The following is an 11,413-nucleotide window of genomic DNA, read 5'->3' as shown; positions in this document are numbered from 1 at the left end:
TGCGCCGTTGCGTGTTCCGAATTGGTCGTTTGCGCGTTCTGAGTTCGGCTTGGTTGGAGCAAGCGTGCGCCGATGCGCGGGGCGCATCTTCCATGCCGGGGGTGCGATGTGTGCCCGGGACGTTGCGTGTTCCGAATGCTTGGTCGTTTGCGCGTTCTGAGTTCGGCTTGGTTGGAGCAAGCGTGCGCCGATGCGCGGGGCGCATCTTCCATGCCGGGGGTGCGATGTGTGCCCGAGACGTTGCGTGTCCTGAATGCTAGGACAGTTGCGTGTTCCGAGTTCGGCTTGGTTGGAGCAAGCGTGCGCCGATGCGCGGGGCGCATCTTCCTTGCCGGGGTGCGATGTGTGCCCGAGACGTTGCGCGTTCCGAATGCTAGAACAGTTGCGCGTTCCGAGTTCGGCTTGCTTGGAGCAAGCGTGCGCCGATGCGCGGGGCGCATCTTCCATGCTGGGGGGGCGATGTGTGCCCGAGACGTTGCGTGTTCCGAGTTCGGCTTGGTGGGAGCAAGCGTGCGCCGATGCGGGGGCGCACTGTTTGTGGGGGTGGGTTAGTGTGCGGGGCAGGATTCGTGGGGGGAGTCGGCTTTTGCGGTGATGGTGCCGGCGGATGGTTTCGAGAAAAGTTCCCTCATCGTGCGCCAGCCGAGTTGGGCGCATTTTACGCGGGATGGCATGTGCGAGATGTCCCGCAAAAGCCCTGCCTCGTCAAGCTCCTCAATCTCCTCGTCGCTCGCGCTTCCGCGTATCATGTTCATGAATGTTTCGGCGAGATGGAGGGCTTCGTCCTTTTTCCTTCCTATTATGAGGTCGAGCATCATGTCGACGCTTGCCTGCGATATCGCGCATCCGGAGCCGGTGAACCCGCCGTCGAGGATTGTGTCGCCGTCCGTTTTGAGGAAAAGCGTTATGTTGTCTCCGCAGCTCGGGTTCACGCCGTTCAGCTCGAGCGTCGCGCCCTCGATTGCCTTTTTGTGCGCCGGGTTTACGTTGTGCTCGTTCAGTATTTCCCTGTAAAGTTCCTTGACTTCCATTTTTCCTCCCGAAAAGAATAAACCTGTTCGGAAACCTCAGCCTACGAACAGGTTGCATTGAAATGCGATGCTCAGAATCGCGCTTGGCGTACGGTTTTGAACTCGTCGTTCTGGGCGATGGCGAATGTATCGGACATGCCGCGTTTTTCGCCCCGTCATGTCCGTTTTGCTTTTGACAGCGTTCGGAAAAGCCGTACGCGTCCTACTCCTGGGCAGTTATTTCCTTGAAGTATTCCGTGTAGTCCTTTCTCCCGTCCTTCGTGAACGCGATTGCCGTGCGGGGATGCTGGTTGAACAGCCCCGTAAGAAGATACTGGATGTCGTATCCCCATTTCGTTCCGGAGTCGCGGAGCGGCCTCATGTACTTTTCGATGAAGTCGAGCGCGGGGTAGATGTTGTACTTCGGGTTCTTGAGGAATCCGAGGAGAAGCTCCATCGCGCAGTTTCCGGCGCCGCGTCCCATCTCGGCGTATGTCGCGTCGAGGTAGTCGACCCCGTCGCCGCATGCCTCAATCGTGTTCGCGAACGCGAGCTGCTGGTTGTTGTGCGCGTGGATTCCGATTTTCTTTCCGTATTTATGGCCGTATTCGCAGTAGAGCTTCGCGATTCTCTGCATCTGCTCCGGATAGATTGAGCCGTACGAATCGACGATGTAGATTACGTCGACCGGAGATTTTCCGATGATGTCGAGCGCCGCCTTGACGTCCCCGTCCTGCGCGGTTGAAATCGCCATGATGTTGCAGCTCGTCTCGTATCCCTTGTTGTGCGCGTCCTCAATCATCTCGATGGCGCCGGGAATCTGATGGAGATACGTCGCGACTCGTATCAAATCGACGGGAGATTCGCTCTTCGGCAGGATGTCCGTCTTGAAGTTCGTGCGACCGACGTCGGCCATGACCGCAATCTTGAGGTCGGTGTTGTTGTCGCCGACAATCGAGCGGATGTAGTCGTCGTTCGAGAACTTGCTCGGCCCGAACTTGCTCTCGTCGAACATGTCCTTCGCGGCTTTGTAGCCGAATTCCATGTAATCGACGCCAGCCCTAACGTTCGCCTCGTAGAGCGCCTTTGCGAACCCATCCGGGAAATAGAAGTCGTTTACAAGACCGCCGTCCCTAAGTGTCGCGTCCACCACCTTGATGTCCGCCCTGTAGTCGATGAGTTTAGAAATCTCTTTCATCTTGAAAACCTCGTTTTGAGAATGGCGAATTGTAGCATAATGCGTCTTTTTAATCAGCACGGGAATTCTTTGTGGCAAAGAAAATCATCCCGAAAAAAAAACGCCCCGCGCCCCTTTTTCCCCTCCCCAACTCTCACTTTTCAGCTTTCACTCTCAACTTTCAACTCTCAACTCTCCACTTTCAACTCTCCGCTTTCCGCTTTCCTAATCCTTGAATCCGGACCATTTCCGTATTTGCGCGAGTTTTTTGAGAAGGTATTCGACTTCCTGCTCGGTGTTGTAGAAATAGAGGCTCGCGCGCGCCGTTGCCGTCTCTCCCAGATACGCGCCGAGCGGCTGAGCGCAGTGGTGTCCCGCGCGTATCGCAATGTTCTCGTCGGAAAGGAGGGTCGCTATGTCGTGGGGATGAACGCCGTCGACCGTGAACGTGATGATTCCGCACCGTTTCCTTCCGTCTTTTCCGCCGATTATGTTGACGTGCGGAATCTTCTTGATTCCCTCGGCGAGCATCTCGGCAAGGTTCGCGTCGTTCTCTTCTATCGTGTCGAGCCCTATCGACTGGATGTACCGGATTGCCGCCGCCATGCCGACAGCGTCGCCCGCGCTTACCGTTCCCGCCTCGAATTTGTGCGGGACGTCCGCCCATGTGGCTCCCGTCTCGGTGACGTACTCAATCATCTCGCCCCCGCGGAGGAACGGCGGCATCGCGTCGAGAAGCTCGTATCTTCCCCACAGCGCGCCGATTCCCATCGGGCCGCAGAGTTTGTGGCCGCTCATGCAGAAGAAATCCGCCCCCAACTCGTGGACGTCGATTTTCATGTGCGGGGACGACTGGGCGCCGTCGACGACGACAATCGCGCCGTTCTTGTGGGCGATGTCCGCGATTTTCCGCACGGGATTCGTCGTGCCGAGGACGTTCGACACGTGCGTTATCGAGACGATTTTAGTTTTGGGCGTGATTTTTTCGAACTCGCTTTCCGGAATCTCGCCCGTCTCCTTGTCGACGTACATGAATTTGAGGGTCGCGTTTTTCTTCTCGCAGACGAACTGCCACGGAAGGATGTTCGAGTGGTGCTCCATTATCGAAATCACGATTTCGTCGCCTTCCTTGACGTTCTCCATTCCCCACGTGTTCGCGACGAGGTTGAGCGATTCCGACGTGTTCCGCGTGAAGACAATCTCGCGGGAATCGGTCGCCCCGACGAAGCGTGCGACGACGTCCCTCGCGTCCTCGTATGCTTTCGTCGCGCGCTCGCTCAGGCTGTAAAGCCCCCGGAGCGGATTCGCGTTCTGCGTCGAGTAGAAATGCGTCATGGCGTTCAGGACGATGTATGGTCTCTGCGCCGTCGCCGCCGTGTCCATGTAGACAAGGCCGTTGTTCTCCGTTGAGTTGTGCTCATCTATCGCTTTAAAAAGCGGAAAATCTTTTCTGTATTTGTTCATGCGCCCTATTCTAGCGATTTTCGTTTTTTTTGAATAGCTACTTGTTTGGTAGGAAATAGGAATGGCGAAAAAAAATCCGCCGGAAAAAGCGTTCCCGGCGGATTTTTTGCTTTAGACGATGAATTTGTCTATCTGCTGCCCGATATCGTCGATTGACTGCTTCACCTGTACGGAAATTCCGCGCAGCGCGTCTCCCGTCTCGCTGATTTTCCGGGCGCCCGCGCTCATGTCGTCCATGCTCGTCTGGATTCTTCCCGTCGCCTCCTGCAGATTCTGCACCTCGGACAATATCGCCCTGTTTCCTTCCATCATCTCCTTTCCGGCGTTGCGCACCTCGATGGAGCTGTCGTTCATCGTGTGGAGGACGGTGCTTATCTGCTTCGAGCCTTCGTCCTGCTCCTGCATCGCCGCCTTAATCTGCCGCACGAGCTCGTCCGTCTCGCGGATTTTTTCCGTCACGCTCTGGAACGCGTCGCTCGACTGCCCTGATGCCATGACGACGCTTGAGATTGCGTTCTGTATGTTCGTCAGCTGCTCGCCGATGGTTTTCGACTGCTCCGATGATGTCTCTGAAAGCTTCCTGATTTCGTCGGCGACGACGGAGAATCCTTTTCCCGCCTCGCCCGCGTGAGCAGCCTCTATGGCGGCGTTCATCGCAAGGAGGTTCGTCTGCTCGGCGATTGCTGCGATTGCGGAGTTCGCCTCCTGCAACGTCTCGCTCAGGCTCTTTATCTCCTCTACGCGCTCGTTCACGTTCCGCTGGACTTCTGTTCCGCTCTGCGCGTTCTCTGAAAGCTGCTCGAACGACGACGACATCTTCTCGACCGATTTGTTGACGCTCCTGATGTTCCCTATCATCTCCTCGACTGCCGCGCTTGCCTCCGCGACGCCGTTCGACTGCTTCTCTATCATGCGCTCGAGGCTTTCTATGTTCGACGCGATTTGGTTGACGGCGCCCGCGGTCTCGTGGACGCTCTGCCCCTGCTTCGTCACGTGGTCGTGCACGCTGTCGATGCTCGCGAGAATTTGCGATATCGACGCCGTCGTGTCCTCCGTGCTCGCCTCAAGGTCGCCGCCCGCCATTCCGAGCGAGCTTTTCGATTTCTTGACCTGCGAGATTATTTCCTGAAGCTTTTCCGTGAACGCGTTGAATCCCCGCACGACGTCGCCAATCTCGTCTTTCGTGGCGGACGCAATCCGTTTCGTCAGGTTTGCGTCCCCGGACGCAATGTCGAGGACGGCGCCCTTTACCGCGATGAGCGGCTGTATGGTGAAATGCGCCGTAAAATAGCTCGCGGCGAATGCGACGATGAGGATTATCGAAAGCGTAATCGTCATCATGCGAATCATAGCCGTAAGCCCCTGGAAGAAGTCCGTGTACGGGCAGATGTAGAGAACGGACCAGTCGACTCCCTCCACGGGACGGTATGCCGCCGTGTTGAGGTAGCCTGATGCCGGATCCGTGAACGAGCCTCCTCCGATGCCTCCTTTCAGCATATTGTCGATAATCGGCTTGATTTCGGGCGGGGTCGGGGCATCGGAGATTTTCTCGCCCGTCTTGATGTATTCGGGGCTTGTCGTCGCGACGATTATTCCCGTCTTTCTGTTGGCGACTACGATTTGCGCGTCTTTTTTCTTGTTTATGTTCTCGATTTTTTTTGAGAGCGTGTCGCCGTATATGTTGCACGATATTATCCCGACGGCTTTTCCCGACTTATTCTTTACGGGAACGGAGAACGTCTGGAACATCTTGTTGACGACAGTGCTGAAATACGGGTCGGATACATAGCGGTTTCCGCCTATTGCCGTCCTGAAGTATTCGCGTTCCGCAAGGTTCACCAGCCTTCCGTCCGCCGTGACCGTGTTTCCCTGCGGGTCGTAGAAACCGATATTCTCGTATTCGTTTCCGACTTTTGACGTCTCCTGTATTTGCGCCGCCTTGGCGTGGTAGGGGATTGAATCGTCCTGAAGGAATTCGAAGGAGGCCAGACCCTCAAGAAGCCGGTATTGCAGTGCGATTTCGTCCCGTATCGTTCCCGCGACGTTGTTCGTCACGGAGTCGAGAAGCAGGTGGACAGTGTCGTCGACAGTGTTCGAGGCAAGATTCCTCGCGATGAGTGCCATCGCAACGTTCGAAACGACGGCAACAGCCAGCACAAGAGACATCAGTTTGAATTTCAAGCTTCGTAAAATCATTTAGCATCTCCATAAAAAAATAACAGGAAGTGCCGCGGAAAAAAGAATCTCCGTGGCAGTTCCTGAAATGATAATTTGATATGTCGTATTTAAATATCTTTAAATATTATAAATCCGTTTCGGCAAAAAGTGAAATGCAATTCCGCTTATGCTCTGAAAATGGCATGCTGGCTTTTCACGCACCGCGCAAAAAGTTAGAATACGGCAACAAAAGGAATTTTCCATAATATATATGGCGGTTCCGAAAAAAAACAATTGTTTCCGAGGTGAAAGATGAGCAAGAATTTCCCCCTTCCGCACGAAGCGCTTGAGGATTTGACGAAGAGATTCCCCACGCCGTTCTACATTTACGACGAGAAGGCAATCCGCGAATACGTCCGCTATTTCCACAAGGCGTTCTCGATTTTCCCCGAGTTCCGCGAGTATTTCGCCGTCAAGGCGTGCCCGAACCCGTACATCCTCAAAATCCTCGCGGAGGAAGGCTGCGGCGCCGACTGCTCCTCGCTTCCCGAGCTGATGCTCTCGAAAATGGTCGGGATGAAGGGCGAATTTGTCATGTTCACCTCGAACGAGACGCCCGCGAGCGAGTACGAGTACGCGGCGGCCGAGGGAGACATCATCAACCTCGACGACATCACGCACATCGAATACCTGAAGAAGACGCTCGGGAAGCTTCCCGAGACAATCTGCTTCCGCTACAACCCCGGGCAGGCGAAGCACGGCTGCAACTCGATAATCGGAAGCCCCGAGGAGGCGAAGTACGGATGCACGCGCGAGCAGCTCGTCGACGCGTACAGAATATGCCGCGAGAACGGCGTGAAAAAATTCGGGCTTCACACGATGGTTGCCTCGAACGAGCTGAACCCGGATTTCTTCATCGACACGGCAAAACTCGTCTTCGATTTGGCTGTCGAGCTGAAGGAGAAGGCGGGCGTGTCGATTTCGTTCGTCGATTTGGGCGGCGGCATCGGAATTCCGTACAAGCCCGGGCAGAAGGCTGTCGATTTGGATTACGTCGCGCGCGGAATCAAGAAACTCTACGACGAGAAGGTCGTCCCCGCAGGTCTCGACCCGATGAGAATCTGCTTCGAGTGCGGACGGCCGATTACGGGCCCGTTCGGATATCTCGTCACGCGCGCAATCCACGAGAAGCACATCTACCGCGAGTATGTCGGCGTTGACGCGAGCATGGCGGATTTGATGAGGCCCGGAATGTACGGCGCGTACCACGAGGTCACGGTGAGCGGAAAGGAAGACGCCCCGCGCGACCATGTCTACGATGTCGTCGGAAGCCTCTGCGAGAACTGCGACAAATTCGCCGTGCAGCGCGAGCTTCCGAAAATCGACGTCGGCGACCTTATCATCGTGCACGACGCGGGAGCGCACGGCCGCGCGATGGGATTCAACTACAACGGAAAGCTCCGCGCCGGAGAGCTTCTGCTCCGCGCCGACGGAAGCGTGAAGCAGATTCGCCGCCGCGAGACAATCGACGACCTTTTCGCCACGCTCGACCTTGACGGCGTGAAGGACTTCGAATAAAAACGTCGGCTCCGCCTTGCCTCCGTGATGAAAAACTGGACGGCAGGGCGGAATTTTTGCATTCTCTTGGAGAGAAATATGCCGCCCGGCTTGTTGGCGCGCGGGAATGCGTGCCGTCCTGAAAGAATCGCCTCGGACATCGGTCGAAAAGTCAAGGTCGAGTGCGGAATCAGCGAATTTAGAATCTGCATTCCGGTTTCGTGCCGTTCTCTGAAAAATTCACGGAATTCATCCTGAATGGAAAATCCGAACTGGACGGAGCTGAATTCGGCTTTGTCGAAAAGGAAGATGAATATGAGCGAAGACAGAAAATATTTGTATTTCAGTACAGCCGACCTGACTTTGCCGGAAAGAAAGATGAATATGAGCGAAGACAGTCCATGGATTTCTGCGTCCTCCGCTTTGAGGTCAAAGCGGAGGATTGCGAGGCGCGGCGCAATGTTCGAAATCAGGGAAGCAATGCACGGTTTCCTTTCTGAAACTGCCGCCGAGAACGGGATTCCGTCCGACTTCGCCGGAGGAGCCTTTGAAAAAAGCGTCGGGCGCTACAATTCCGTCCTCGGTTTTTCGAAACCGCTCGGGCTTCTTCCGGGGCTGGAGAAAATCAGCGATGAGGACGTTGCTCTGCCGAAATACTTTTCGGAGCAAATCTCGTCTTCGCAAAAATTCAACGTCTCGTTCTGCGCCGATTTTAGCAGTTATGCAAAATTTTATGTCCGGTTTCTCATATTCGGAAAGGAGAAATCTCGTTTGGCTGATTTTCTTGACGAGCCGAGCTCTCCCTATTACAGCGTCTTTAAACTTCCTCCCGAGCCTGAAAAAATCGCGCGTTTCATTTTTGCGCTGAAAACGAAAACAGCTCCGTTCGTCGATTGCCTTTTCGCGTCGAAAATAATTCCGTGGGACGAGCTTCGTAAAAAAATGCAGTTTGAGTATGCGAGGACGATGAAAATCCTCGATGTCGAGGCAGCCGGAATCGGGGCGCTGCTTTCCGAGCTTCTTGAAGATTTTTCAGAAAAAGGCTTCGTCGGCAGGGGGCTTGAAAGCTTCCGCGTCCGCTACAAAATCGACGACGAAAAAGCCGCCGTCGCCTTCGTTCCACGCGGTTTTTGCGATGTTGCCGCGTTCGCCTCCGCATTCCGCGCGTTCGTTCAGACGGGAAAAGCCGAGCTGGACGGCATCAAATTCGGCATAGTGCCTGCACCAGGAACGATGCTGACTCTGTGAGGAGAGCAAAGCAGGCTGTGCCCGAAAATCTTCCGGAAATATATGTGGCCCGAATGTCGGGGTTCGGGCATTCTGTGGTTCATCATCGGAATAAGGCGGTTGAGCGCAGGCGAAAACATTCATAAAAAGAGGCAAACTGCCATTCCGACAAGCTCAATGACCGTTTTCCGCCATCCATAGACAGAGCGGTCCAATAAAAATAGGCTCTGTCCGGATTTTCGGTGGATACATGTTTCTGTCGACATTTTTAGAGATTGTCACACGGATTTGAGATTCCTAACGGAATCTCTTTTGAATGAAAACGCGGGATGATAAATCCGATTTTCATATGACAAAATTTAAATCAACCGTTTTTACGGACATAGCCTAAAAATAAAAAATTCGGCATTCAGAATATGCAGACAATGTGCTGATTTTTTTTCGAGGAAAATTCTTTTGAATTCTGCTACTATTCAAGCAGCTTTTTTTGATGGTTCAAAATGAGGAGGAAAACATGACATTGGATGAAGTCGCCGGAATGAGGCGCAGCGTCCGCCATTACGCGGATTCGGCGCTTTCCGCTGATGATGTCCGCGCGAAGCTTGAGGAAATCATCGGTTTCGTGGGCGAGAGCGCGCCGAGCTGGAAAAATTCGCAGACGCACCGGTATTACGTTGCCGTTTCCGCGGAGAAAATCGCGGAGGTGCGCGATTCCCTCGTGGAGCGGAACCGTCCCAAGTGCGACAACGCCGTTGCCCTTATCGTGAGCGCGTTCGTGAAGGATACGTCCGGGTTCAGCGACGTTGACGGGAAGAAAGTCGCCGACAACGAGCTCGGAAACTGCTGGGGCGCGTATGATTTGGGGCTTTCCGACTCGCTTCTTCTTCTGAAGGCGCGCGATGCCGGTCTGGACACGCTTATCATGGGGCTCCGCGATTCAGCTGCGCTCAGGAAATCGCTCTGCATTCCCGCGGACGAGGAAGTGTGTGCCGTGATTTCCGTCGGAGTCCGGGACGGGGAGGCGAAGAAGCCCCCGCGGAAGGCTCTTTCCGATATAGCCCATTTTATGTGAGGGGATTGTTTTATGGTGACAGGAATTCTTATCGTAATCGTTATTGGCGCCGTCGTCGGCGCGGTGGCAGGAATCATAATGGGGAGGAGCATGTCGCTTCTCGGGTGCATAGCGTGCGGAATCGTCGGCTCGGCGCTCGGCGGCTTCATCGCGCAGAAACTCGGCATGAGCGGCGGGCTTGTGATGGCGCTCGTCTTCGACCTTATCGGCGCGTGCATCGTGATTTTTATAGTCAACCTGATTTTCGGAAGACGGCGGTAGCCTTTCCGTGAAAAAATCCCCCGATGGTCGAGAGAACCGGCTGCCGGGGGATTTTTCTTTTTCCGGGGCTGCCCGGAACATCATTGGTCCTGTTCGGAAACTGAATGTTCCGAACAAGTTTATTCATGAACCGGCGCCCGTGCCGTCGGATTTTTTTGCGCGGTATGCCTTGATGGAAATGCCCCTGTCCGATGTCTCGGGTACGGGGATTCGGACGGAGACGGTGTATTCTTCGCCCGCGTCCGTCCTGAAAATCGCGCTTTTTCCCGGAACTTCCTGAATTTTCTCGGCCTTCGCGCCGCCGTCTTTCGCCAGCGAGATTTCCGCGCCTTCGGGAAGCCCTTTCGCGCTTATGCTCGTCAATTTTTCGGCGGCGGTGAATTTCCCGCAGTCGGTCCATCCGTCCGTGCCGCGCCGAACGGTGAAGTCGATTTTTTCCGTCTCGCTCTTGCGTTCCGAAGCGGAGCGGGCGGCCCGCACCCCCTCGAATGCGACGAGCGTCACGAGAACCGCCGCCAGCGCGCCCGTCCTCATCGTCCGCTCTCTTCGTCCGCGCCGATGAACGCGCCGATTCTGCTCCTCAGCTCCTCGTCCGGGATTTCCGAGGCGACGCTCATGACCTTCGCGCAGGAGAGGATTTTCTCCGCTGTCTCCGCGCTGATTCCGCGGCTCTGGAAGTAGAAAAGCTCCTCCGCGCCGATTTTTCCGAGCGTCGCTCCGTGAGTTCCCGAGACGTTCTCCTCGTCGCAGAGAATCATCGGAATCGACTTGTTGACGGCTGCCGGGGAGAGGAGGAGCGTCTCCTCCTGTTCGTCGCCGGTTGCCTCCGCGCATCCGCGCTTGAAGTCGATGGTGCCGCGGTATGTTTTCTGCGCCGCGCCGGACACTGTTCCCTTGACGACCATTTTTGTGTCGGTTTTGTGCCCCGTGTGGTTCACGACGTAGTTCATGTCGAGCAGCTGCGTCCCTGCGGTGATGTACGCCGTGCTGCTTTTGAACGAGGATGCGAAGCCTTTCAGCTCGTTCTTGACCTGCGCGTATGTTTTCGCGCCGCCGAGCTCAATCTGCGTGACGCTGATTTCCGCGTTGTCGGCGCACTCTCCGTCCGTGTCGTCAATCTGCACGAATCCCTGCCCGAGCATGTTGACCTTCACCAGGTGGATTTTCGAGTACGGCTTTGCCACGAGCCGCGTTTTTACGGATGAGAATCCGCCCGCGCCCGCGTCGGACGTGTAGTCGATTATGACGGTTATTTCGGAATTCTCCTCCGCCGTGACGACCTGCTCGTGCTCGTATCTCTTTCCGTCATCGAACGCAAGCGGAATCCGCACCGTCTCGCCTTTCTTCGTCGCCTTTATTTCCCGTTTCCCGCCTTCCGCCTCGGCGTCCGCCTCCACTTCAAGCGAGGCGCGGTTCATCTTGAGCCAGTTCCATGTGAGGCACGGGCTTTTGTTTATCTCGTTGAATGTAAGTTTTTCCCTCATTTTT

Annotated in this window: 10 protein-coding genes; 4 read left to right on the top strand and 6 right to left on the bottom strand. The window is 55.3% G+C overall.

Going from position 1 to position 11,413, the window contains the following annotated elements:
* Positions 1-548 precede the first annotated feature (548 nt).
* From sufU to TRESADRAFT_RS00990, 4 genes are all read right to left on the bottom strand, one after another.
* Positions 549-1,031, bottom strand: coding sequence for a Fe-S cluster assembly sulfur transfer protein SufU (gene sufU, locus TRESADRAFT_RS01005; protein WP_002701980.1), 483 nt, complete (start codon positions 1,029-1,031; stop codon positions 549-551).
* A gap of 202 nt (positions 1,032-1,233) precedes the next feature.
* Positions 1,234-2,208 (bottom strand): aldolase catalytic domain-containing protein, encoded by a 975-nt coding sequence (locus TRESADRAFT_RS01000; RefSeq protein ID WP_002701978.1) that lies wholly within the window; start codon positions 2,206-2,208, stop codon positions 1,234-1,236.
* 204 nt (positions 2,209-2,412) lie between these two features.
* Positions 2,413-3,651, bottom strand: a complete 1,239-nt coding sequence (locus TRESADRAFT_RS00995) for an aminotransferase class V-fold PLP-dependent enzyme (RefSeq protein WP_002701976.1) — start codon at positions 3,649-3,651, stop codon at positions 2,413-2,415.
* Between the two features lie 111 nt (positions 3,652-3,762).
* Entirely contained in the window at positions 3,763-5,847 is a 2,085-nt protein-coding gene (locus TRESADRAFT_RS00990; RefSeq protein ID WP_002701975.1) for a methyl-accepting chemotaxis protein, read from the bottom strand.
* A 273-nt stretch (positions 5,848-6,120) separates the two neighbouring features.
* On the opposite strand from TRESADRAFT_RS00990, the gene lysA reads away from it, so the two are divergent.
* The 4 genes from lysA (at position 6,121) to TRESADRAFT_RS00970 (ending at position 9,925) form a co-directional block, all read left to right on the top strand.
* A complete protein-coding gene (gene lysA, locus TRESADRAFT_RS00985) occupies positions 6,121-7,386 on the top strand; it encodes a diaminopimelate decarboxylase (protein ID WP_002701974.1) in 1,266 nt (421 codons plus the stop codon).
* A 294-nt stretch (positions 7,387-7,680) separates the two neighbouring features.
* Entirely contained in the window at positions 7,681-8,613 is a 933-nt protein-coding gene (locus TRESADRAFT_RS00980) for a hypothetical protein (protein WP_141607041.1), read from the top strand.
* Between the two features lie 493 nt (positions 8,614-9,106).
* Entirely contained in the window at positions 9,107-9,664 is a 558-nt protein-coding gene (locus tag TRESADRAFT_RS00975; RefSeq protein ID WP_002701972.1) for a nitroreductase family protein, read from the top strand.
* Positions 9,665-9,676: 12 nt separating this feature from the next.
* Positions 9,677-9,925 (top strand): GlsB/YeaQ/YmgE family stress response membrane protein, encoded by a 249-nt coding sequence (locus TRESADRAFT_RS00970; RefSeq protein ID WP_002701971.1) that lies wholly within the window; start codon positions 9,677-9,679, stop codon positions 9,923-9,925.
* 123 nt (positions 9,926-10,048) lie between these two features.
* Here the strand turns inward: TRESADRAFT_RS00970 and TRESADRAFT_RS00965 are convergent, their stop codons facing one another.
* Positions 10,049-10,459 carry a hypothetical protein gene (locus tag TRESADRAFT_RS00965; RefSeq protein WP_002701970.1) on the bottom strand — a complete coding sequence of 137 codons (411 nt, stop codon included), beginning with the start codon at positions 10,457-10,459 and terminating at the stop codon, positions 10,049-10,051.
* Positions 10,456-11,409: a SufB/SufD family protein gene (locus TRESADRAFT_RS00960; RefSeq protein WP_002701969.1), complete on the bottom strand. Its 954-nt coding sequence runs from the start codon at positions 11,407-11,409 to the stop codon at positions 10,456-10,458. The genes TRESADRAFT_RS00965 and TRESADRAFT_RS00960 overlap by 4 nt, the downstream gene beginning before the upstream one ends.
* Between the last annotated feature and the right edge of the window lie 4 nt (positions 11,410-11,413).

Origin of the sequence: Treponema saccharophilum DSM 2985 (assembly GCF_000255555.1) — a bacterium.
Classification (GTDB): Bacteria; Spirochaetota; Spirochaetia; order Treponematales; family Treponemataceae; genus Treponema_D; species Treponema_D saccharophilum.
This window is presented reverse-complemented; position numbering and strand designations above follow the sequence as displayed.